This window comes from Pseudarthrobacter sp. GA104 (assembly GCF_009741265.1).
Lineage (GTDB): Bacteria > Actinomycetota > Actinomycetes > Actinomycetales > Micrococcaceae > Arthrobacter.
The window spans coordinates 1,266,778-1,289,641 of sequence record NZ_WOWL01000001.1; the positions used below are offsets into that span (position 1 = coordinate 1,266,778).

The window sequence follows — 22,864 nt, forward strand, 5'->3', positions numbered from 1 at the left end:
GCGGTAGCGGTCAGGAATGTGATGCGTCCCACCCACGTTAGAGCGCTCTAACGATTCATGTCAACACAAAGTCCTAATGTCAGTACATGATTCGTTCCTGGCGCGCTCCCGCTACTGCATGGCCAATCCCTTGACCCTCGGACAGCGCCTGCTAGGATCGGAGGAGGAAAAAGTATGTCCTATCAAGCGAACATATAGTGGCAAAGCGGCCGTCCATGCCCCGCCCGGGCGAAGGCGCCCCGCAACAGGAACGTAAGGGAAGTACCGTGGCGAACAACCTGGGTCTCAGCATCGACCGCTCCTCCCCCGTCCCGCTCTACCACCAGGTGGTGCAGGGCATAGAAGCGGCCATCTTCAGCGGGGTCCTGGAACCCGGCAGCCGGCTCGACAACGAGATCGACCTGGCGGCACAGCTGAACCTTTCCCGTCCCACGATGCGCAAGGCCATGGACGAACTTGTCCGGTCCGGCCTGCTGGTGCGCAAACGCGGCGTGGGAACCCAGGTGGTTTCCAGCCAGGTGCGCCGTCCGCTCGAGCTCTCCAGCCTCTACGACGACCTCACCAATAACGGCAAGAAGCCGACCACGGACGTCCTGAGCTTCTCCCATGTGGAGGCGGACGACGCCACCTTGGCCACGCTGCAGCTCCCTGCCGGTTCGAAGGTCTACCACTTCACCAGGCTGCGCAAGGTGGGGGGCAAACCGCTGGCGCTCATGGAGAACTGGGTCCGCGATGACATCACCGACATGGATGAAGCGATGCTGGCCGGGGAAGGCCTGTACGCCATCCTGCGCCGCGGCGGAGTGAACTTCCGCCTCGCCAACCAGCGCATCGGCGCCGTGGTGGCCAATGACTACCAGGCCTCCCTCCTGGACACTGCGCCCGGATCCGCGCTGGTCACCATGGAGCGTACTGCCACGGATGACACCGGCCGGCGCGTGGAAACCGGCCACCACGTGTACCGGGGTGATTCCTACAGCTTTGAAATGACACTCGTACAGCGCTAACGCAAGGAGCCAACTCCATGACCAACTGGGTCTACCCCCTGGGCACCGCCGCCGACGGCAAATGGGACGTCTCGATCGGGACCTCCGATTCCTCCCTTGCCGTGGACGGCTGGGCACACACCGGACTGAAGGTGGGCACCCTCGCCGCCGGGGCCGACGTCGTCCTTCCCGCCGCCGCTGAGGAGCGCATTGTGGTGCCCCTTAATGGATCCTTTACCGTCACGGTGGACGGCATCGAGTACCAGCTGGAAGGCCGTGCCTCGGTGTTCCACGGCCCCAGCGACGTTCTCTACTCCGGCACGGGGCGGGGGGTCACCATCAGCTCGGCCGACGGCGGCCGGGTGGCAGTTGCCACCGCACCCGCCAAGGACTCGTACCCCACCCGCCTGGTGACTGCCGCCGAGACCCCGGTGGAACTGCGCGGGGCGGGCAACTGCTCCCGCCAGGTCCACAACTTCGGCACGCCCGCCGCGCTGGAAGCTGACCGGTTTATCGTCTGCGAGGTCCTTACTCCCGCCGGAAACTGGTCCTCGTACCCGCCTCACAAGCATGACGAGGAAAAGGACGGCGAGACGCACCTGGAGGAGATCTACTACTTCGAGACGCGGGTGGCCGCCGGCTCGGCTGCCCCGGCCGACGCCGATGCCATCGGCTACCAGCGCGTCTACGCCTCCGATGAGCGCCCCATCGACGTGTCCGCCGAGGTCCGCACCGGCGACGTTGTCCTGGTTCCTTACGGCTGGCACGGTCCGGCGATGGCTGCACCCGGCTACGACCTGTACTACCTGAACGTGATGGCCGGACCGGGACCGGTGCGGGAATGGCTTATCAGCGACGATCCCCACCACGGCTGGGTGCGCCAGACGTGGGACGGGCAGGACATCGACCCCCGGCTGCCGTTCGGAACGTAGTGTGCGCAGGGGCGCAGGACTGCCAATGGCATAGTGGAGACTTGTGAAGCAGACTTCCCCCGCCCGCTCCGTGACCATGGAGGACGTGGCACGTGAGGCAGGGGTGAGCCGCGCCCTCGTCTCCCTGGTGATGCGCGATTCCCCCAAAGTCTCGGCCGCCAAACGGACGGCGGTGCTGGAAAGCGCCGCCGCCCTGGGCTACTCCCCCAACCGGCTTGCCAGCCGCCTCGCGAGCCACCGCACCAACACCCTGGGCGTCCTCTTCCTTGACCTGCACAACTCGGTCTTCGCAGACATTTACGACGGCATTGCCGAGGGCCTCGCCGGCAGCGGCAACCAGGTGATGGTCGCCGTCGGCTCCGCTGATCCCGGCACCGAACTGGAAGCCGTGAGGAACTTCGTGGACCTCCGCGTGGACGGGGTCATCCTGGCCGGCTACACCGGCTCGGCCGGTGAACTGGACGCCGCCCTGCGCGGGACGGCCGCCGTCGTCATCACCAGGGAATTAAAGGTCGACGGCGTCGATTCAGTCCTGACGGATGACTTCCGCTCCGGAGCGCTCGCCGTGGAGCATCTGCACGGGCTGGGGCACCGGCGGATCGCCCACGTGGATATCTCCGACTGGCTGCCGTACACCGACCGCCGCGAAGGCTACCTGCACGCGATGAAGCAGTTCGGCCTTGAGCCGATGCTGGTGCACAGCGACATGACCGAGCGCGGCGGGCGCAACGTCATGGAACGCTTCCTGGCTTCCGGCGCCGTGCTGCCCACCGCGATCTTTGCCCACAACGACCTCACGGCCATCGGCATCATGGGGGCCCTGGCTACGCACGGGCTGAGGGTCCCGGACGATGTGGCGATCGTGGGCTGCGACAACATCGAACTGGCCGCCTCGCCCCTCATTGGACTGACGTCCATCGACCAGCACGCCGAGGAACTCGGCCGGGTGGCGGCGCAGGTCATGCTCGACCGGCTTGCTGGTTCCGCCGGCCCTGCCGTCACGCGCAAGCTCGAACCGGCCCTGGTGGTCCGGAGCTCCTCAAATCCCGGCGCGGGACCCTAGCCACCCACGGCAAGGTCCCGCACCAGGAGTTTCAGCGCACGCCCGCCGTGGCTTGTTCCACCCTCACCGGGACACCGCTGGCCAGCGATTCCTGGGCGGCGTCCGCCACCCGGGAGGCGGCCACGGCGTCGTCCGGCGTGCAGGGGTTGTCCCGCTGGCCAAGGACAAGCTCAACGAACGCGGCCATTTCGGACCGGTAGGCCTGGTCAAAGCGCTCGGCGAAGGTCCTGTGCGGCTCACCGGACGGGAACCCCACGCCGGGCTCGGCCGACGCCATGGCGGTTTTTTCATCCAGGCCCACCGTCAGCGATCCCTTGGAACCCTGGATTTCCAGGCGGACGTCGTGGCCGGCCCCGTTGTAACGCGTCGCTGAGACAGTGCCCACGGTGCCGTCGTCGAACGTCACGAGCGCGAGCGCTGTGTCCACGTCCCCCACAGCGCCGATGGCCGGGTCCCCGTTGTTGGAGCCCTTCGCGTACACCTCAACGATCTCCCGGCCCGTCAGCCAGCGGAGGATGTCAAAATCGTGGACGGAGCAGTCGCGGAACAGGCCGCCTGAGGTGGCCAGGAACTCCACAGGAGGCGGTGCCATGTCACAGGTGACGGCCCGCAGCGAGTGGATCCAGCCCAGTTCACCGGCCTGGTAGGCCCGCCTGGCTTCCAGGTAGCCGGCATCAAGGCGGCGCTGGTGGCCGATCTGGACCACACCGTGCCTGCTGCGGATGTAATCCAGCACGGGCAGGGCATCCGCCACATTCATTGCCACCGGTTTCTCGCAAAATACCGGGATGCCCGCGTCCACGCCCGCCTTGATCAGCCCGGGATGGGTGGCGGTGCCTGTGGCCACCACCAGGCCATCGATGCCGGCGGCAAGGAGGGCTTCGACGGACGGAAGAAACTCGGCGCCCAGGCCGGCTGCCACCGTCCGCGCGTGCTCTTCGGCCACGTCGGTGAGCCGGAGCCTGACGTTGAGGCCCTTGGGGTTCAGCACCCCGTTGAGGCCCGCGATGTTGCCGGCGTGCATCACGCCGATCCGGCCCACGCCTACCAGGCCAAGGGTTACATCCTTCATTGTTTTTCCTCTGCATAGACGGTAAAGGCGGTCCGGAAGGCGTCGAGGGCTGCGGCGCTGCCGTCCCTGGCCCACGCCTCCATGCCCACTGTGCCGTGGTAGCCGGCATCGGCGAGGGCCCGGGCAACGGCTGCGTAGTTGATTTCTCCGGTTCCGGGCTCGCAGCGGCCGGGCACATCCGCCACCTGGACTTCACCGATGTGCGGCAGGGCCGATCTCACGAGTTCGATGAGGTTCCCCTCCCCCAGCTGCGCGTGGTACAGGTCCAGCATCAGTTTGGCGTTCGGGTGCCCGGCAGCCTCCACCAGTGCGAGGGTGTCCTTGGCCCGCGCCAGCGGGATGCCGGGGTGGTCAAGGATGGTATTCAGGTTCTCCAGGCAAAACGTCACACCGTGTTTTTCGCCCAGGGCGCCAAGCCGCTGCAGGGTTCTGGCGCCCGTGGCCCACATGCGGCCGGTGGAGCGGTACACCGGGCGGGCGGCGCGGCCTTCCACCAGTTCAGCCGGGTGCACCACCATGCGGCTGACGCCCAGTTCGAGGGCGGTGGGGATCAGCGACTCAGCCGTCCGCACCACCTCATCGGCCGTGTCCGGGTCCACCAGGCTGCCGGATACGTAGCCCGTCATGGAGGAGAAGACCGCCCCGGTAGCCTTCAGCGCCTGGATGTCCTTTCCGCGCGAGTCCCAGAGTTCGACGTCGAATCCCGCCTCGTGGATCCTGCGCACCCGTTCCGCAAACGGCAGGTCCAGGAAGACCATCTCGGCGCAAACTGCCAGGCGCATCAGACGGCTGCCTTCCCGGCGACGGCAACAGGGGCGCCGGTTTTGACGGACTCGATGCAGGCCAGCGCCATTGCCAGGGCGCGGCGGGCGTCGGCAGCGCCCGGCGTCAGGGTGAAACCGGACGACGGCGATGGTACGCCGCCGTCGCGCCGGGCACGGACCGCCTCGGCGAAGTCCGCCAGTTCGTCCGTGTAGGCCTGGCGGAAGAGTTCGACGTTGAGCCGCGGGGTGTCCGCGGACAGCCCCTCTGCGGTGTAGCGGCGGGCGGCCGTCTCCGTGGCCCGGCCAGCCTGGACCATGCCCTTGGAGCCGAAGACTTCGCCGCGGATGTCGTACCCGTACAGCGCACTGAAGTTCGCCTCGGCCACCGCCAACGCACCGTTGCTGTACCTGATCGTCACCACTGCTGTATCCAGGAACCCCTGGTCACGGAGCGAGGGCTCCACGAGCGCATCGGCCACCGCGTAGACCTCCACGGGTTCGGCCCCTTCGTTGAACCAGTTGAGGGTGTCGAAGTCGTGGATGAGGGTTTCGAGGAAGATGGTCCAGGCCGGGACCCTGGCGGCATGGGGGATGCTTCCGTTCCCCGGATCACGGGTCAGCGAGCGCAGGAGTTGCGGGGTCCCGGCAATGCCCGCGGCGAGGTCCCTTTTTGCTGCCTGGAAATCTTCGGCGTAACGGCGGTTGAATCCGATCTGGAAGTGCACGCCGGCAGCGTCCACGGCTGCCAAGGCGGCGTCGAGTTCCGCCAGCCCCTGGCCGCCCGGCTTCTCGCAGAAAACGTGTTTCCCGGCGGCGGCCGCCTGGGTGATAAGTGCCGAGTGGAACCGTGCCGGGCTGGCGATGATCACGGCGTCAACCTCCGGATCCGCGAAGATGTCGTCGGCGCTGGCCGTGACCTTGGTGGTGCCCAGTTCCAGGGCAAGGCTCCGGGCGGACTCGATGTTGGGGTCGGCAATGGCCGCCAGGACCGCGCCGGGGACGCGGCGGGCAACGCTGTCGGCATGGAATGCGCCCATCCAGCCGGAGCCGATGAGCCCTATCCGTACCGGTACCGGGACTGCCGTGGGGTTCTGGGTGATGTAAGCCAAGGGCTCATCCTTTCGGGTGTGTGAAGAGACGGTTAAGCGGGGGGTCATTCGCCCGGAAAGCTAATGCCGAGCCGGCGCCGGATTTCGTCGGCGGCTTCCATGGTCCGGATGGAGGCTGCGAGTGGACGCTGGGGGCTTTCTGCCTGTCCGGCCGCGATGCAACGGGCCACTGCTGCGGCTTCGAAATGCAGGCCCTCGAAGTGCCCGCCCGCCGGCTCGCTGTAGCGCCGCCGTGTCCCGTCGGGGAAACGCAGCTCGAAACCGCCGGGCATGTTGAATGGTCCGTCCATGGTCAGTGTTGCCTGGGAGCCGACAATGGTGGCAGCCGTGGGGGTGAAATTATGCAGCTGCGTGTTCATGACTGCCTGGCTGCCGCCCGGGAAGTGCATGATCGCCGAAACCTGCGCGTTAACCCCGGACTCGTGCTGCTGGCCAATGACATGCATCTGCTCCGGGGAGCCCAGGATTTCGGTGATAAGCGCCAAGGGATAGGTCCCGAGGTCCAGCAGCGGACCCCCGGCCAGCGCTGGATCAAAGATGCGGTGGCTGCGGTCGAAGTACTCACCGTATTCCGCCAGCACAGTGGTCACAGTCCCCAGCGTCCCGGCTTCGAGGATCTGCCGGATGACGTCGAATTTTGGCAGGAAGAAACTCCACAGCGCCTCGGCGGCGAAGACGCCGGCGGACCCGGCCCGCGCGGCGATGTCCCGTACCTGGTCCGCATTGAGCCCTATGGGTTTTTCGATCAGGACGTGTTTGCCTGCTTCGAGCGCGAGCAGGGCTGCGCTGTGGTGGAAATTGTGCGGTGTGGCGACATAAACAATGTCGATAGCGGGAGCCGCTGCGAGCTCCTCGTAACTTCCGTACGCGGCCGGCACGCCAAACTTCCCGGCAAACTCTTTGGAGCGGGCCACGGAGCGGGAGCCGACGGCGGCAATGACCTGGCGGGAATGCGCCTGCACTGACTCCGTGAACCGCTCTGCAATCCAACCGGGCCCCATGATTCCCCACCGCAGGGAGGGTGCGTCCTTCGAATCCGGGACGCGTGATGCCGGCATGACGGGAACGGCCATCAGTAGATTACTTTCGTGAAGGCTCCGTCACTGTGCAGCGACCGGATCATGGCCTGGGCAACCTGCGATGCCCGCAGGCCGTCTTCTCCGGTGGCGAGCGGTGCGGGCTCGCCCCTTTCGAGGGCGGAAATCCACGACTGGAGCTGCAGCCGGTAGGCGTCGGCGAAACGCGGGCGCCAGTCAGCAGGGATTTCGGCCGTGCGGTGGCCCTCGCGCTGGACCACCAGGGCTGCGGGTTCGGGCAGGGCAGCGGTGCCACCCTCGGAAACAACTTCGCACCTGGTGGTATAGCCGTACTGCGCGTTCAGGAACAGCTCCAGGGTCGCCAGGGTTCCGTCGGCCGTCCGGAGGAGCATCACGGCAGGGTCCTGCAGTTCTCCGGGACTGTGCCGGGAGCTGCGCCCCGCCTGCCATGCAACTTCGGTGATGGGCGAGTCCAGCAGCCAGGGGATGATATCGAACTCGTGGATGGCCGAATTGGTGATGGCCGTTTCCGAGCTGGTGCCGGGGCCCGAGGCTACCGTGCGGCTGGTGCAGTGGACAATCAGGGGTTCGCCGTGGCTCCGAAGCCGCGTGGATTCGCGGAGGGCGGCGTAGCCGGGATCGAAGCGCCTCATAAAGCCCATGGACAGCAGCCTGGCACCGGTCGCCGCGACGATGTCCGCCTCAGCTTCCACAACGTCAAGGCTCTCCAGGAGCGTCGGGGCCAGCGGCTTTTCACAAAGCACGGGCGTCATCGCTTCGAAGCATTCCAGCACCAGTCCGGCGTGGGTGGAGTCGTGCGAAGCGACAACTACGGCGTCCACCTCGCTGGAGTTGATCAGCTCCGAGGGGTCCGTCGTGGTCCGGGCCGACGGCGGCGCAGCAGCAGCTGCGCGTCCGGCGTCGAGGTCTGCCACGAAGGTGACTTCCGCACCGTTGACGGTGGCGGAAAGGTTCCTGATGTGGTCTGCGCCCATAATGCCGGCGCCAATGACGCCCACCCGGATCGGCATGCTGTTTCCTGTCTAATGTTCAGTGCGCACACGAATGGCAGAGCGAGGGGGCCCATCGGGCATTTGCCGTCGGGCCCCCGGCGGGGTGCTACACGTGCCGCGGGCTGCTTTCCTTGGCAGATTCCGCGATTTCAGTGACGTCGGCAACCTCGGCCTGGACTTCCTTGACGATGTCGCCGTGGCCTCCGAGCTGTTCGAGCTCGTGGGCAAGTTCGGCAAGTTCCGCGCCGCCGGCCATTTGGGCCGTAAGCTCGTCCAGCGTGATGTCCTTTTTGTCGTAGTAGCCGATGGATTTGCCCCGCTTGAGCAGCAGGAACCGGTCGCCCACGGGGAAGGCGTGGTGCGGGTTGTGGGTGATGAAGATGACCCCAAGGCCCCGGTCCCTCGCCTGGAGGATGTAGCGCAAAACTACGCCCGACTGCTTGACGCCCAGGGCCGCCGTCGGCTCGTCCAGGATCAGGACCTTGGCTCCGAAGTACACTGCCCGGGCAATGGCCACACACTGGCGCTCGCCGCCCGAAAGCTGGCCGATGGGCTGCTCCACATCGCGCAGGTCGATGCCCATGTCGGCGAGCTCTTTCTTGGTGATGTCCTTCATCTTCTGGACGTCGAGGCTCTTGAACGGGCCGAACCCGGTGGTGAGCTCCGAGCCGAGGAAGAAGTTCCGCCAGATGGGCATCAGGGAAACCACCGCGAGGTCCTGGTAGACCGTCGCGATGCCGACATCGAGGGCATCGCGGGGGGAACTGAATTTCCGTTCGTCACCCATGACGTACAGTGAGCCTTCGTCGTGCTGGTGCAGGCCCGCGATGATCTTGATCAGCGTGGACTTACCGGCGCCGTTGTCTCCCAGAACGCACGTGACGCGGCCGTTGTCCACGGCCATGGTGACGTCACGAAGGGCAATGATGTTGCCGTAGTGCTTGCCTACACCTTCCAGGGAGAGCAAATGAACCGGGGTGTGCGTCAGCGGATCTTTTTCGTTCTTGAGCAGGGTCTGCTGGTCGATTGCTTTGGCGTTCATTTTCTTCGCCCCTTACTTCAGTTCCGCGCGGCGCTTGACGATGAGGTTGACGATGGTAGCCAGCAGAAGCATCAGGCCGAGGAAGAACTTGAACCAGTCCGGGTTCCACTGCGCGTAGACAATGCCTTTGTTGGCCATGCCAAAGATGAAGGCACCGATCGCACCTCCCACGGCTGAACCGTAGCCACCGGTGAGGAGGCAGCCGCCGATCACGGCGGCGATGATGTAGAGGAATTCGTTGCCCACGCCCTCGCCCGACTGCACGGCGTCGAAGGCGAACAGGTTGTGCATGCCGAGGATCCAACCGCAGAACCCGACCGCCATGAACAGCCCGATCTTGGTCTTCGTCACGGGCACGCCCACGGCGCGTGCGGAGTCGGCGTTGCCGCCCACTGCGAAGATCCAGTTGCCCACCTTGGTGCGCAGCAGTACCCAGGATGCGATGGCAACCAGGATGATCCAGAAGAACACGGTGATTTTGACTTCAACGCCACCGATGCTGATCGACGAGGCGAACACGGCACGGGCCGATTCGAAGCCGTCCAGCTTGGAAATGGACGGCGAGGACACGCTGCCGCCAATAAGCCTGGTCAATGCCAGGTTCAGGCCGGTAAGCATCAGGAACGTCGCGAGGGTGACGATGAAGCTGGGAAGCTTGGTCTTGATCAGGATCCAGCCGTTGATGAACCCGATGGCCAGCGAGACTGCGAGCGCCAAGGCAACGCCTACCCACGCGTTCATGGAGAAATTCCAGCTGAAAAGGGATGCGGTCAGCGCTGATGAGATCACGGCCACGCCGGTGGAAAGGTCAAATTCGCCGCCTATCATCAGCAGCGACACACCGACGGCCATGATCCCGATGGTGGAGCTGCCGTAAAGAATGGTTGCCAGGGCGTTGGGCTGGGTGAAGGTCGAAGAAACCAGCGCGAAGAAAACGAACAGGACCACTGCTCCTACGAGAGCGCCAACTTCAGGGCGGCCCAGGAGCTTCTGGAACGGGTTCCGTTGTCCGACTCGCTCATCGCCGCGCGGCCCGGCTGCTGCGGCTGGTGCCGGAGGCAGGGTTGCTGTATTTGCCATTGGAAGAACTCCTTGTTGGTCAGGCCGTGCGGCGGATACCCTCCGCACGGCCTGAGTCCTGGATCTAGCGGACGCCCTGCTGGGCGAATTTGAGGACGTCTGAAGCGTTCGACTTATCGACAATGGTCGGGCCGGTCAGGACAGGCTGTCCACCGCCGAGCTTGAAGCCGCCGCGCTTTGCCTGCCACAGGGAATCAATCGACATGTAGCCCTGGAGCCACGGCTGCTGGTCCACGGTGAAGATCACGGCACCATCCACGATCTTCTGCGCGAGATCTGCGTTCAGGTCGAAGCTGGCAACCTTCGAAGAGCTGCCGGCATCCGCGACGGACTTGAGCAGCGTCAGGGTGATCGGTGCGCCCAGGCCAATGATGACGTCGGCATCCTTGGCGGCCTGGAGCTTCGCGGTGGCGGTGGACTGGACTGCGGTCATGTCTTTGCCGTCGACGTACAGTATCTCCGCTCCCGGAACTTTGGCCTTGACGCCTGCGCAGCGTGCTTCCAGACCAACGTGGCCCTGCTGCTGAATTACGCATACGGGGTGCTTGAAGCCCTCGGCGGCCAACCGGGTCCCCACGGCCTCGCCGGCGAGTTTCTCGTTGGACCCGAAGTGGGTAAATGCGCCGAGCTGTGACGAGATGCTCTCGCCTGCATTGAGGCTCACCACCGGGATGCCGGCATCAGTGGCCTTCTTCAGGACGTCCTTCAGGGCATCCGGGGTGGCGAGGGTGACGGCGATGCCATCGACCTTCTGGTCGATTGCCTGCTGGACGAGCTGCGCCTGGCGACCGGCTTCAGGATCGCTGGTGTAGAGGAGCTCAACGTTGTCTTTAGCCGATGCTTCCTCCGCCCCTTGCGGACGATGTCCCAGAAGGTGTCGCCTGCTGCTGCATGGGTGATCAGGGCCACCTTGATGCGGGCGGTGGTTGCCACCTGCCCCGAGGAGCCGGAGTTTGCAGTGTCTGCCGACTTGCCTCCGCCGCTGGAGCAAGCGCTCAGTGCCAGCATCGGAACGACGGCCGCCACGAGGGTCGCCTTCCGCCAGGAAAACTTCTTCACGATATATCTCCTTTGATAAGGGTTGCGGCCCTGCCTCTCTGCAGGAACTCGAGGCCCTCTACAGAGATCATGGGTGATCGGGATCACCCATGTCAAGACTTTGTCCTGACATTAGTATGTTTTTACTTCAAGGAAGATGGTTGGGCGCTTGAGGACGGCGCAGTGGCTGTAGTCGAGCGGACCATCAGGGCAGGATCGATCAGGGTCCGCTGAGGTACGGCGGCAGGATCGTCAAGCCTGGCCAGCAGACGGCGCGCGACCTCAATACCCACAAGATCACTGCGATTATCCACGGAGGTGATGTCCAGGTACCGCGACTTGGCCAGTTGTGAGTTGTCGTATCCGATGACGGAAATCTCATGCGGGACCGACAGTCCGCGGACCCTGATGGCCCCGAGGGCGCCCACTGCCATGGTGTCGTTTGCTGCAAAAATGGCAGTCGTGTCCGGATGGTGCTCCAGCAGCCAGCGTGCCGACTCGTAACCGTCCTCTTCAGACGTGCCCCCTGCCTCCCCGACGACGCAAACCTCGACACCAGCCTCCCGGAGATGCCCAGTAAAGCCGGCCCTTCGGTGGGCAGCGGCACCACCGGACCCGGACAGGTGCCCGATCCTGGTGTGTCCGAGGTCCAACAGGTGGGCGGCGGCCATGGCGCCCCCGGCGTCGTCATCATTCGTTACCAGGTCCATGCCCTCAGGCACGCCGTTTCGCCAGCCTGCCACGATAGTGGGCACCCCCGCACCGGTCAGCATGGACAAAGTGGGCTCGGCAGCAATTACCAGGCCATCAACGTGCATGGCCAGCAGTCCGTCCACAGCCTCGCTGATACGGTTTGCGCCAGGGCGGGAATCGGCCAGCATCACCTGGTAGCCACCCTCCGTCAGCACGGATTCCATACCCCGCAGCAGATCGACAAACCAAAGGTTCCGGTAGTCATCTATGACAAGTCCTATGCTCTTTGTCCGGCTGCTGGCTAGCGTCGTGGCTGCCCGGCTGGGACGGTAGCCAAGTTCCGAGATCGCCGCCTGCACTGCATTGCGGCGCTTCTCGCTAACGCGCACCGGATTCTGCAGCACCAGCGAAACCAGCGATGGCGAGACTCCCGCATGCTTGGCCACGTCATAGATGGTGGGGCGCCGGTTCGTGAGGCGATCATGCGTCATGGAAATGCCTTTCTTCTCTCGGTTGAGAATATCCCGGCGAACGATTGACAGGACATATGGACATGGATACGCTCAAGGTCAGCGTAAAAATTGTAGCGCTACAAAATGCCGCTGGCGATTCCGCTGCGGCTGAATTTCAAAGGAGAAATCAATGGCTGAAAGCCTCGGTGTAGCAGTCATCGGCGCAGGCATGGCAGGCAAGGCGCATGCTGCCGCGTACCGGACGGCATCCGCCCTGTACAGCCCGACGCTTCCTCCGGTGCGCCTGGTTTCCATCGGCGACGTCAATGCTGAATTCGGCTCCCTGGCCGCCCGCCGATTCGGGTACGAGCGTAACGACACCTCATGGCAGGCAATCGCTGAAGCCGATGACATCGACGTGGTCAGCGTGGTCATCGCCAATTCCCTCCACCGCGAGGTTGTTGAGGGTTTGCTGGCCGCCGGCAAGCACGTGCTGTGCGAAAAGCCCCTGAGTGATTCGATGGACGATGCCCGCGCAATGGCCGACGCCGCCCGAAATGCGTCCAGCATCGCCCGCATTGGCTTCACCTTCCGCCGCACACCGGGCATCGCCTACATTCGCAACCTCATCCGGAACGGGGTTCTCGGCAACGTCCTGCATTTCAGCGGCCGGTACTGGACCGACTATGGCTTCAGCCCCTTCGCCCCCATGAGCTGGCGGTACAAGGGTGGCGCAGGTTCAGGTGCCCTTGCCGACGTCGGGTCCCATCTGGCTTACGTCTCTGAGTTCCTCTGCGGCGATATTCAATCCATCTCCGGCGGACAGCTCAGCACCGTCATCGGCAAGCGTCCGCTGCCGCTGGCCGCAGTGATGGGCCATGACCACGTGGCCGTCAGCGACACCTTCGAAGCCGTCGAGAACGACGACTACGCAGCCTTCAACGCAGAGTTTGCCGTCGGCGCGGGAAGCTTCGAAGTCTCCCGCGTTGCCGCCGGCCACGCCAACAGCCTGCAGTTCGAGGTGTTTTGCGAAAACGGCGCCGCCAAGTTCGACCAGCGCCGGCCGTCCGAGATCCAGCTCTTCCTCAACGACGACTCCGGCAACGAAAACGGCTACCGGCAGGTCATCCTCGGCCCAGGCCACCCCTACATCGCCGGCGGCCTCGCCATGGACGCCCCGGAAGTGGGCTTCGGTCAAAACGATGCGTTCGGCTACCAGGCACGGGCATTCCTCGAAGAGGTTGCCGGCATCAGCGAAGCAGAGTCCCTCCCCCGGTGTGCCACCTTCGACGAGGGCGTCCGCAACATGGAACTGCTCGGCGCGGTCACCGAGTCCGCCCTCAACAACGGAAAGAAGATTTCGCTATGAAACTGGGTGTCTATAACGCGATCCTGCATGACCGGCCCCTTCCCGAGGCATTGAAGGTCATCGCCGACCTCGGCCTCACCGGGATCGAAATCAACACCGGCGGGTTCCTGCCTGCGGTCCACGTGCCCGCCATGGACCAGATCCTGGAAAGTGACGCAGCCCGCGATGACTTCCTAGCGATCTTCGAGGGTACCGGGGTGTCAATCGCCGGCCTGAACTGCAACGGCAACCCCCTGCATCCCAAGCGCGAGATCGGCGAGAAGCATGCCGAAGACATCCGCCGTTCCATTCGCCTCGCGCACCGCCTTGGGCAGAACCGGGTGGTCACAATGTCAGGGTTGCCCGGCGGAGAGCCCGGCGCCACCGTCACCAACTGGATCGTCAACGCCTGGAACTCAGCCGCCCTGGACGTTCTGGACTACCAGTGGGGCGTGGCTGCCAGATTCTGGAAGGAAACAGACCAACTGGCCCGGGAGTACGGTGTGAAGGTTGCCCTGGAGCTGCACCCGCAGAACCTGGTCTTCAACCCGGCCGACGTGCATAAGCTCGTGGAGCTGACCGGAGCGACACACATCGGTGTGGAACTGGACGCCTCCCACCTGTTCTGGCAGCAGATGGACCCCATAACCGTTGTCCGCGAATTGGGGCCGCTGGTCTTCCAGGCCGCGGCGAAGGATGTACGGATCAACAAAGAAACCGCCGCACTCTACGGTGTTTTGGACAACCGGTTCCGGCGGCTCTCCCCGGAAGAACACCGGACGAACCTCGGCGGCGACGAGTGGGCTAACGAATGGCCCAGGCCTGCAGCTTGGGACTTTGTCGCGCTGGGCAAGGGGCACGACACCGCCTACTGGGCCGAGTTCCTCCGCGCCCTCCACGACGTCGACCCGAACATGCTCGTCAACATCGAACACGAAGATGTCGAACTGGGCCGTATCGAAGGGCTGGAAGTTGCGGCCAGGGTTCTCCTGGACGCAGACGCAGCGCTCTCGGCATCGTTGAAACTGACGGCCTGATCGCACAACAAACCCGCACAGCAGGAGGGGTGGCGCACAGCGCCGCTCCTCCTGCTGTCTTTCTGCTGTCTCTCCCGGCGGGGTTGTCCTGAATGTCGGCCATAAGCGGCGGCGTGTCGCCAATATCCCGGCTTTGGCCCGCTTCCAAAACATGAAAAGCGCCCGACCCCAGCCGGCGTCGGGCGCTTCTTTTGGCACGGAGTGTGCCTTGCGTTGGAGGGATTAGGCGTTCATGCCGGAACGCTCTTTGAAGAGGTGTTCGAGCTCCTCAAGCGACTTGTCCTTCGTTTCCGGTACCACCCGCTTGACCCACGCGATCGCGCAGATCTGCAGTGCCACGAAGATGAGGAAGGTAGCCGAAACTCCGATCCACGAAACCATCTGCGGGAAGAAGAAGCCGATGAGGAAGTTGACCATCCACAAGACAAAAACGCAGATTCCCATGGCGACGCCGCGGACATGCATCGGGAAGATCTCGGACATGGTCAGCCAGGTCACCGTGCCGATGCAGCCCTGCATAGAGGCCAGGAACGTCACCATGAACAGCAATACCAGATAGCCGCGAAGGGTGCTTTCCGGCAGGGCCAGAGAGATCATCGCGATGGCCAGCAGGGATGCGGCCGTGCCGCAAAGTCCCACAATTAGCATGGGTTTGCGAGGCACACGCGACATCAGGTACATGCCTATAACGACGGCCACTACGGAAGTGATGCCGTTCAGAACGTTTGCGATCAGTGCGCCCTGGTCGCCGAATCCTGATGAAGACAGGATGGACGTTCCGTAGTACATGATCGCGTTGACGCCGCTGATTTGGTTAATGATTGCCATGCCGAGACCCACCACGAAGATCCTGCGGATCCAGGGAACGGCAAGGTCCTTGACCGTTCCGAGTCTGGCCTGGTAGTCCTCGCGGGCCGCCTGCCGCACTTCGTCGAACTCCGCCGATACGTCCCCGGCAGCGCGGGTGGAGCGCAATACTTCCAGAACAGCACCGAACCGGCCGGCAGACGCCAGCCAGCGCGGGCTTTCCGGCAGGACCAGCATCCCAAACCACAGCACCACAGCCGGCAACGTAGCGATCACGAGCATCCACCGCCAAATGTCGGCTTCTTCCGGGAAGGCGTTGCCCAGGACGGCATTGAACGTGAAGGCGATGAACTGGCCTGTGACGATCATCAGTTCGTTCTGCGTGACGATGCGGCCACGCTGGGCCGCCGGCGACATCTCCGCAAGGTACACGGGCACGATTACCGACGCGCCGCCCACGGCGAGCCCCAGCAGGGTCCTGGCCGCTATCAGTAGTTCAGTGCTGGGCGAGATGGTGCAGAAGATGGTGGCGACGACGAAGATCAGCGCCAGCCCCATGATGGTTCTGCGTCTGCCGAAACGGTCAGACAGACGGCCGGCACTGATGGCGCCAAACGCTGCACCGAACAGGAGCGTCGATGTCACGAGTCCTTCGGTCAGCGGTGTAAGGCCAAGGTCGCGCTGCATGAATGGGAGGGCGCCGTTGATGACTCCGGTGTCGTAGCCAAAAAGCAGGCCGCCGAAGGTGGAGAACAGCGCCACCTTCCGCATGAACTTTTTCGGATCGGATTGATAGGCCTTTGCAGGTGCTCCCCCGCCGATAGCCGTGTCCGGGGCTTCGGGCTCCGTTAAGATTCCTTTGCTGTGTTCCATCCGCACATCCACTACTTCGCCTTGGCGATGTAGGCCTTCATCGTCTCCAGCTGGTACCGGGAAACCTCGTCAGCGTTCTCGTCCTCCGCAAAAACGCTGGAGACCATTACAGTGTCATCCCTGTCCAGGAAGCCGATTTCCTTGAGTCCGCCGAAGAATTCATCCCAGTTCACGTCGCCGTCACCGATCTTCAGGTGCTGGTGCACGCGGACGGGATTGCCCGGCGGGTTGGTGATGTACCGAAGCCCGTGCGAGGCGTGGTGGTTCATGGTGTCGGCGACATGGACCAGCCGCAGCTTGTCCCCCGCTGCCCGCATGATGTCCAGTGGAGCGTTCTTCATGTGGAAGCTGTGCGAGGCGACGTAGACCAGGCCTACGTTCTTTGAGTTCAGCCCCCTGATCACCCGGATCGCTGCCAGGCCTTCCTCCACAAAGTCGTCCGGGTGCGGGTCGATCAGCAGGTCGAGGCCCTCGCGTTCAATGATCGGCAGGAGTTCCTCCATGGAACGGTAGAAGGCCCGCTCGGACTCCTCGGCCTTCTCCGGCCTTCCGCTGAACTCCGTGTTGATGGTGCCGACGCCGAGGTCGACCGTGATCTGGATGACCCGCTTCCAGTAGCGGACTGATGCTTCGCGGGCATCCTCGTCCGGTCCTGACCATCGGAGGACCGGCAGCACGGACGCAATCTCAATCCCCGCGTCCCGGCAGGCCTTGCTGAGCTGACCCACCAATTCGTCATCGGCCTTGGGGTGGTTGTAGAAGGGGATGAAGTCCGCGTGCGGGGTCATCTGCATGTACTTGTAGCCGAGGTCCGCAACCACCTTTGGGAACTCGAGCAGGCTGTGCGAGTGGTGGAAGGGCGTAGGGTCAAGTGCGATTTTCACGAAAAAACACTCCGTTGTGGATCGGTAAAGGGTTGGAGACGGAAAAGGGGACGGATCGCTCCATCCCCTTTCTGTCCTACTTGTAGAGGTCCGGCTTGGGGGCAAGCTTCACGGCCACCTTTTCGCCGTTCTTCTGCGCCTCGACGCCTGCTTCACAGCAGGCTGCGGTGGCGTAACCGTCCCAGGCCGTGGGACCGCCGATCTCGCCCTTAAGTGCCGCGTCCACCCATGACTGGATTTCGACGTCGTATGCCGCACCGAAACGCTCCTCGAAGCCGGGGGTGACGTTGCCGCCCCAGCGGCCGGCGCTCCGGGTGTACGGGCCCTTGTCTCCTCCGATGCTGACGATGCCCTCTTCGAAGGAAGCCTGGGTGGCCACTTCGTAGCCGAACTTGGCATTCACGTAGATTTCGACGTCGGCCAGGACACCCGACTCGGTCTCCAGCAGGACGTGCTGGGGGTCGTGCTGGCCCGCGGGCGCGTTCTTGGTCGCCTTGCCCAGGCGGACCTGGACGCTGGTGATCTCCTCGCCAGTGAAGTACCTGATGGCGTCGAACTCGTGCACAACGGAGTCGTTGATCAGCATCTCGTTGGTGAAGCCGGCCGGCGTGGTGGGGTTGCGGTGCTGGTGGTGCAGCATCAGCAGTTCACCCAGTTCGTGGTTCCGGATGATCTGGCCAAGGGCTGCATATTCGGCGTCGAACCGGCGCATGAAGCCGACCTGGATGCGCTTGTGCCCCAGTGCAACCTCGGCCTGGACGATCTTCCAGGAGGACTCGGCATCCGGGGTCAGCGGCTTCTCGCAAAGGATGGGGATGTCCTTGGCAACGGCCTTGAGCAGGATGTCCTCGTGCAGGAAACCAGGGGTGGCAATGAGTACTGCATTGACGTCGCCGTTGTTGAGCGCTTCCTCGGCGTCAGCAAGGGCAACGGCTCCCGGAATGCCTTCAACGGCCGCCTGGGCACGGGCCAGGTCAACGTCGACGACGGCGGCAACCTCGGCACCGTGGATGCGGGTGTTGAGCCGCTGGATGTGGTCGGCGCCCATGCGCCCGGCGCCGATGACGGCGACGCGGAGGTTTTGAGTCATTGTTTCGTCCTTCTGTGTCTGTAACGGATGCGGGCTGTCTTGTTGTCAGTTGACGGTGGTTCGGGAACCGCAGGACAGCAGGTAGTTGCGGGTGCGCTTGGCGATCGGCATGGGCACGTCGAAGGCCACCGGGTACATGTCCTGCTCCACGATGCCGAAGATGGGGCGGTTGAGGCCCTCGACCGCTTCGATAACGGCGCGGAGGTCGGGCAGGCCGTTCGGCGGCTCGGTCATAACGCCTGCCAGGTTGGCGGCAGCCCAGCTCATGTTTTCCTCGTTGACCTTCTTGAGGATCTCCGGGTTGATCTGCTTCAGGTGCAGGTAGCCGATCCGGTCCGGGTAGTTCTTGATGAGCTCCAGGCTTGATGCGCCGCAGTACTCGGCATGGCCCGTATCCAGGCAAAGGTTCACATACTTCGGGTCAGTCGCAGCCAGCAAGGTTTCGATGTCCTCCTGGGCCCCCACGTGGGAATCTGCGTGGGAATGGAACTGCTGCTTCAGGCCGAAGTCCTCCAGGAGCGTCTTGCCCAGGCGGTTGTGACCCTCAAAGAGGTCGCCCCAGGCCTTGTCGTTCAGGGTGCCGCTTTCCACTGCCTCGCCGGTAACGTCATCGCGCCACATGGCAGGGATGACCACGATGTGCTCGCCGCCCATGGCTGCAGTCAGTTCGGCAACCTTCCGGGCGGGCTCCCACGCGGTTTCCCACTGGTCCAGTCCGCGGTGGAAAGCGGTGAACACAGTACCGGCGGAGATCTTGAGGTCGCGCTTCTTGAGCTCCTCGGCCAGCCGCGCGGGGTCGGTGGGAAGGTACCCGTAAGGGCCCAGTTCGATCCACTTGTAGCCGGATTCGGCAACCTCGTCGAGGAACCGTTCCCACGGCGTCTGCTTGGGGTCGTCCGGGAACCAGACGCCCCAGGAGTCCGGCGCGGTGCCGATGATCAGTTTGTTCTCAGTCATTGTGCGTTCCTCCTCATCGATTGCTCCGCAGGTGTCGTTTTGGACGCTCAAAACGGCGGGTACGGAGCAGTCGATGGTGGTTGTCGGGTGGGACTAGTTGGACGGGAAGTTGTAGGAGGCGCCGGAGGCGTGGTGGGTTTCGGGCCAGCGTGAGGTGACCACTTTGCCGCGGGTGTAGAAGGAGACGCCCTCGGGGCCGTAGATGTGCTTGTCGCCGAAGAGGGATGCCTTCCAGCCGCCGAAGGAGTGGTAAGCCACGGGAACGGGCAGGGGCACGTTGATGCCGATCATGCCGACGGTCACCGAGCGCTGGAACTTGCGGGCTGCGGCGCCTGAGGAGGTGAAGATGGCGGTGCCGTTGCCGTACGGGTTGGCGTTGATGAGGTTGATGCCGTCCTCGAGGCTGTCAACGCGGACCACGACGAGGACCGGTCCGAAGATTTCCTCGGTGTAGGCGGTCATTTCGGTCCTGACGTGGTCGATGACGGTGGGGCCTACCCAGAAGCCGTCCTCGTGGCCGGGGACCACGAGGTCGCGGCCGTCAACGACCATGGCGGCGCCGGCCTGTTCGGCTTCGGTGACGATCCGGACGATGCGTTCCTTGGAGGCGGGGGTGATCACCGGGCCCATTTCGGCGTCGGGCTCGGTGCCGTTGTTGACCTTCACGGCCAGGGCGCGTTCTTCGACCTTCTTGACGATCAGGTCGGCTGCGTCCGCGACGGCGACGGCGACGGAGATGGCCATGCAGCGTTCGCCGGCGGAGCCGAACGCGGCGGCGGCGAGGTGGTCCGCGGCGTTGTCCAGGTCGGCGTCGGGCATGACGATGGCGTGGTTCTTCGCCCCGCCCAGGGCCTGGACGCGCTTGCCGTGCTTGGTGGCAGTCTCGTGGACGTACTGGGCGATCGGGGTGGAGCCGACGAAGGAGATGCCGTCCACGTCCGGGTGGGTCAGGAGCCCGTCCACGGTTTCCTTGTCGCCGTGCAGGACCTGGAACACGCCGTCGGGCAGGCCGGCCTGCTTCCAGAGCTTGGCCAGGAGCATGGAGGCGGAGGGGTCGCGTTCGGAGGGCTTGAGGATGAACGCGTTGCCGGTGGCGATCGCCATCGGGGCCATCCACAGCGGGACCATCACCGGGAAGTTGAACGGGGTGATGCCGGCGACCACGCCAAGGGGTTCGCGGAAGTTGAAGACGTCGATGCCGGTGGAGACCTGGTCCGAGTAGTCGCCCTTGAGCAGGGTGGGGATGCCGCACGCGTATTCGATGACTTCCAGGCCGCGGCCGATCTCGCCCTTGGCGTCGGAGAGGACCTTGCCGTGCTCGGCCGTGATCAGCTGGGCGAGCTCATCGATGTGTGAGGCGACGAGCTCGCGGAACTTGAACAGCACGGCGGTGCGCTTGGCCAGGGAGATGTCGCCCCAGGTATCGGCGGCCTTGCGGGCGGCCGCAACGGTGGCGTTTAGGTCCGCCCGGTTCGCCAGCCGCAGCTCTGCGCTGACCTGGCCGGTGGCCGGGTTGTAGACGTTGGTGGTGCGGTCGCCCTCGCCGGCGGTCTCGGCGCCGTTGATGAAGTGGTTGATGACAGTGGTGGTCGTCGTTGACATGTGTGGACTTCCTTGGTCTGTGGCTGTGCCGGGGTGGAGTGTCAGCCGAGCAGTTTGCGCTGGCGGGCTTTGTGGTCGGTGTAGGTCTGGTAGGCCGCTTTCGTCGAGTCCAGTTCTGATACCTGGGAGACGGGAACGTCCCACCAGGACTCGGAGGACGGGGCGTCCAGCAGCGGGTCGGATTCGACGTGGATCAGGATGGGGCCGCCGCGTTCCGGGGCGGCCTTGGCGTCGCGGATGGCCTGTTCGAGTTCGGCGATGACCTTCTCCCCCGGTTCGATCCGGATGACCTTCACGCCCAGGGACTCGGCGTTCAGGGCCAGGTCCACGGGCAGGGTCTCGCCTTCGTCGAAGCTGTGCTGTTCTTCGTCCAGGGCCCGGTACTGGGTGCCGAAACGCTGTGAGCCGAGCATCTCGGAGAGCGAGCCGATGGAGGCGTAGCCGTGGTTCTGGATCAGCACCACGATCAGTTTGATGCGTTCGGCGACGGCGGTGACCAGTTCGGTGTGCATCATCAGGTAGGAGCCGTCCCCCACCATGACGACGACGTCGCGCCGGGTTCCGCCTTTGGCGGCTTCCGCCAGCGCCGCGCGCTTGACGCCGAGGCCGCCCGGGATTTCGTAGCCCATGCAGGAGTACGCGTATTCCACGTGGTAGCCGAACGGGTCCCGGACCCGCCACATCTTGTGCAGGTCACCGGGCAGGGAACCGGCCGCACAGATCACAACATCCTGCGCGTCCATGGCCCGGGAGGTTGCGCCGATGATCTCGTTCTGCGCCGGCAGCGGGGTATAGCGCGTGTCGAAGGCCTCGTCCACGGTGGCGTCCCAGCGCTTCTTCTCAGCCTTGATTTTCTGTTCCAGGTCCGCACCCACCCGGTAGCCACCCAAAGCTGCGTTGAGCTTCACCAGTGCCTTGCGGGCGTCGGCCACGATCGGCAGCGTGGTGCCGTGCTTGTACGCGTCGATCGGGGCGACGTTGATGTTGACGAACCGTACGTCCGGGTTCTGGAAGGCCGTGCGGGACGCGGTGGTGAAGTCCTCGTACCGGGTGCCGATGCCGATGATCAGGTCCGCCTCGGCAGCGATGGCGTTCGCCGCCGTCGTCCCCGTGGAACCAATCGCCCCCAGGGAGAACGTGTGGTCCCAGGGCAGGACGCCGACGCCCGCCTGCGTGTTGCCCACCGGGATGCCCGTCAGCTCCACGAGCTTCGCGAGTTCGTCGTTGGCGTAGGCGTACAGGACGCCGCCGCCGGCGATGATCAGCGGGCGCTTCGCGGCACGGATCGCCGCTGCGGCGCGGGCGATGTCGTCGTCGTCCGCGTCCGGGCGGCGGATCCGCCACTCCCGCTCGGCCAGGAACTCCGCAGGCACGTCAAACGCCTCGGCCTGGACATCCTGCGGCAGCGAAATGGTCACCGCGCCGGTCTCTGCCGGGTCCGTCAGGACGCGCAGGCCGTGGTGGAACGCGGAGAACAGCTGCTCCGGCCGGGTCACCCGGTCAAAGAACTTGGACAGCGGCCGGAACGCATCGTTCACGGTCAGGTCGTACGCGTAAGGCTGCTCCAGCTGCTGCAGCACCGGATCCGCGGCACGGGTGGCGAACGTGTCGGACGGCAGCAGCAGCACCGGCAGCCGGTTCGTGGTGGCCAGGGCGGCACCGGTCAGCAGGTTCGAGGAACCCGGACCGATCGAGGTGCTGACCGCGAAGGTCTGTCGGCGGCGGGTGTGCCGGGCATACCCCACGGCCTGGTGCACCTGGGCCTGCTCGTTCCGGCCCTGGTAGTAGGGCATGATGGCCGGGTCCAGCTGCTGGTACTGCTTCAGCGCCTGGCCCACACCGGCCACGTTCCCGTGCCCGAAGATGCCAAAGGTCCCCGGAATCAGCCGCTCGCGGTACTCAACGCCGCCAACGGAGTCCACCGTGTACTGCTTGGAAAGGTATTCCACCACGGCCTGGGCGACCGTCATTCTGCGCGTTGCAGT

At 64.6% G+C, this 22,864-nt stretch carries 19 protein-coding genes and 1 pseudogene; 5 read left to right on the forward strand and 15 right to left on the reverse strand.

Going from position 1 to position 22,864, the window contains the following annotated elements; translation table 11 throughout:
* The first annotated feature begins 266 nt into the window (after positions 1-266).
* Genes GK109_RS05640 through GK109_RS05650 form a run of 3 tightly spaced genes read left to right on the forward strand, consistent with a single transcriptional unit; the run spans position 267 to position 2,981 of the window.
* Positions 267-1,007 (forward strand): GntR family transcriptional regulator, encoded by a 741-nt coding sequence (locus tag GK109_RS05640; protein ID WP_321215437.1) that lies wholly within the window; start codon positions 267-269, stop codon positions 1,005-1,007.
* A gap of 17 nt (positions 1,008-1,024) precedes the next feature.
* Positions 1,025-1,918: a 5-deoxy-glucuronate isomerase gene (iolB, locus tag GK109_RS05645; RefSeq protein ID WP_157238999.1), complete on the forward strand. Its 894-nt coding sequence runs from the start codon at positions 1,025-1,027 to the stop codon at positions 1,916-1,918.
* Between the two features lie 43 nt (positions 1,919-1,961).
* Positions 1,962-2,981, forward strand: coding sequence for a LacI family DNA-binding transcriptional regulator (locus GK109_RS05650; RefSeq protein ID WP_157239000.1), 1,020 nt, complete (start codon positions 1,962-1,964; stop codon positions 2,979-2,981).
* 31 nt (positions 2,982-3,012) lie between these two features.
* Here the strand turns inward: GK109_RS05650 and GK109_RS05655 are convergent, their stop codons facing one another.
* The 9 genes and pseudogenes from GK109_RS05655 to GK109_RS05695 form a co-directional block, all read right to left on the reverse strand.
* A complete protein-coding gene (locus GK109_RS05655) occupies positions 3,013-4,053 on the reverse strand; it encodes a Gfo/Idh/MocA family oxidoreductase (protein WP_157239001.1) in 1,041 nt (346 codons plus the stop codon).
* On the reverse strand, positions 4,050-4,835 hold the full coding sequence (locus GK109_RS05660) for a TIM barrel protein (RefSeq protein ID WP_157239002.1): 786 nt from the start codon (positions 4,833-4,835) through the stop codon (positions 4,050-4,052). Before GK109_RS05660 ends, GK109_RS05655 begins: the two co-directional genes overlap by 4 nt.
* On the reverse strand, positions 4,835-5,926 hold the full coding sequence (locus GK109_RS05665; protein WP_157239003.1) for a Gfo/Idh/MocA family oxidoreductase: 1,092 nt from the start codon (positions 5,924-5,926) through the stop codon (positions 4,835-4,837). The genes GK109_RS05660 and GK109_RS05665 overlap by 1 nt, the downstream gene beginning before the upstream one ends.
* A gap of 44 nt (positions 5,927-5,970) precedes the next feature.
* Positions 5,971-6,999: a Gfo/Idh/MocA family protein gene (locus GK109_RS05670; protein ID WP_157239004.1), complete on the reverse strand. Its 1,029-nt coding sequence runs from the start codon at positions 6,997-6,999 to the stop codon at positions 5,971-5,973.
* On the reverse strand, positions 6,999-7,994 hold the full coding sequence (locus tag GK109_RS05675; protein WP_157239005.1) for a Gfo/Idh/MocA family oxidoreductase: 996 nt from the start codon (positions 7,992-7,994) through the stop codon (positions 6,999-7,001). Before GK109_RS05675 ends, GK109_RS05670 begins: the two co-directional genes overlap by 1 nt.
* A gap of 88 nt (positions 7,995-8,082) precedes the next feature.
* Positions 8,083-9,018: an ATP-binding cassette domain-containing protein gene (locus GK109_RS05680; protein WP_157239006.1), complete on the reverse strand. Its 936-nt coding sequence runs from the start codon at positions 9,016-9,018 to the stop codon at positions 8,083-8,085.
* A gap of 12 nt (positions 9,019-9,030) precedes the next feature.
* A complete protein-coding gene (locus GK109_RS05685; RefSeq protein ID WP_157239007.1) occupies positions 9,031-10,098 on the reverse strand; it encodes an ABC transporter permease in 1,068 nt (355 codons plus the stop codon).
* Between the two features lie 64 nt (positions 10,099-10,162).
* A pseudogene (locus GK109_RS05690) lies at positions 10,163-11,157 on the reverse strand (substrate-binding domain-containing protein).
* A 122-nt stretch (positions 11,158-11,279) separates the two neighbouring features.
* Complete coding sequence (locus GK109_RS05695) at positions 11,280-12,320, reverse strand: LacI family DNA-binding transcriptional regulator (protein WP_157239008.1); 1,041 nt, start codon at positions 12,318-12,320, stop codon at positions 11,280-11,282.
* A gap of 151 nt (positions 12,321-12,471) precedes the next feature.
* On the opposite strand from GK109_RS05695, the gene GK109_RS05700 reads away from it, so the two are divergent.
* Together GK109_RS05700 and GK109_RS05705 are read left to right on the forward strand one after the other, a co-directional pair.
* The gene (locus GK109_RS05700) at positions 12,472-13,650 is read left to right on the forward strand and encodes a Gfo/Idh/MocA family protein (protein ID WP_157239009.1); all 1,179 of its coding nucleotides are present in this window, start codon (positions 12,472-12,474) and stop codon (positions 13,648-13,650) included.
* The gene (locus GK109_RS05705) at positions 13,647-14,666 is read left to right on the forward strand and encodes a sugar phosphate isomerase/epimerase (RefSeq protein WP_157239010.1); all 1,020 of its coding nucleotides are present in this window, start codon (positions 13,647-13,649) and stop codon (positions 14,664-14,666) included. Before GK109_RS05700 ends, GK109_RS05705 begins: the two co-directional genes overlap by 4 nt.
* A gap of 222 nt (positions 14,667-14,888) precedes the next feature.
* On the opposite strand, the gene GK109_RS05710 is transcribed toward GK109_RS05705, so the two are convergent.
* The 6 genes from GK109_RS05710 to iolD all read right to left on the reverse strand — a co-directional run bounded on the left by GK109_RS05710 (position 14,889) and on the right by iolD (position 22,849).
* Positions 14,889-16,346 (reverse strand): sugar porter family MFS transporter, encoded by a 1,458-nt coding sequence (locus GK109_RS05710; protein WP_157239011.1) that lies wholly within the window; start codon positions 16,344-16,346, stop codon positions 14,889-14,891.
* A gap of 11 nt (positions 16,347-16,357) precedes the next feature.
* Positions 16,358-17,230, reverse strand: a complete 873-nt coding sequence (locus GK109_RS05715; RefSeq protein WP_370460426.1) for a sugar phosphate isomerase/epimerase family protein — start codon at positions 17,228-17,230, stop codon at positions 16,358-16,360.
* 76 nt (positions 17,231-17,306) lie between these two features.
* Complete coding sequence (locus GK109_RS05720) at positions 17,307-18,320, reverse strand: Gfo/Idh/MocA family protein (protein WP_157239012.1); 1,014 nt, start codon at positions 18,318-18,320, stop codon at positions 17,307-17,309.
* A 45-nt stretch (positions 18,321-18,365) separates the two neighbouring features.
* Positions 18,366-19,277 carry a sugar phosphate isomerase/epimerase gene (locus tag GK109_RS05725; protein WP_157239013.1) on the reverse strand — a complete coding sequence of 304 codons (912 nt, stop codon included), beginning with the start codon at positions 19,275-19,277 and terminating at the stop codon, positions 18,366-18,368.
* Between the two features lie 93 nt (positions 19,278-19,370).
* Positions 19,371-20,879 (reverse strand): CoA-acylating methylmalonate-semialdehyde dehydrogenase, encoded by a 1,509-nt coding sequence (locus tag GK109_RS05730; protein WP_157239014.1) that lies wholly within the window; start codon positions 20,877-20,879, stop codon positions 19,371-19,373.
* A gap of 41 nt (positions 20,880-20,920) precedes the next feature.
* Positions 20,921-22,849 carry a 3D-(3,5/4)-trihydroxycyclohexane-1,2-dione acylhydrolase (decyclizing) gene (gene iolD / locus GK109_RS05735; protein ID WP_157239015.1) on the reverse strand — a complete coding sequence of 643 codons (1,929 nt, stop codon included), beginning with the start codon at positions 22,847-22,849 and terminating at the stop codon, positions 20,921-20,923.
* Between the last annotated feature and the right edge of the window lie 15 nt (positions 22,850-22,864).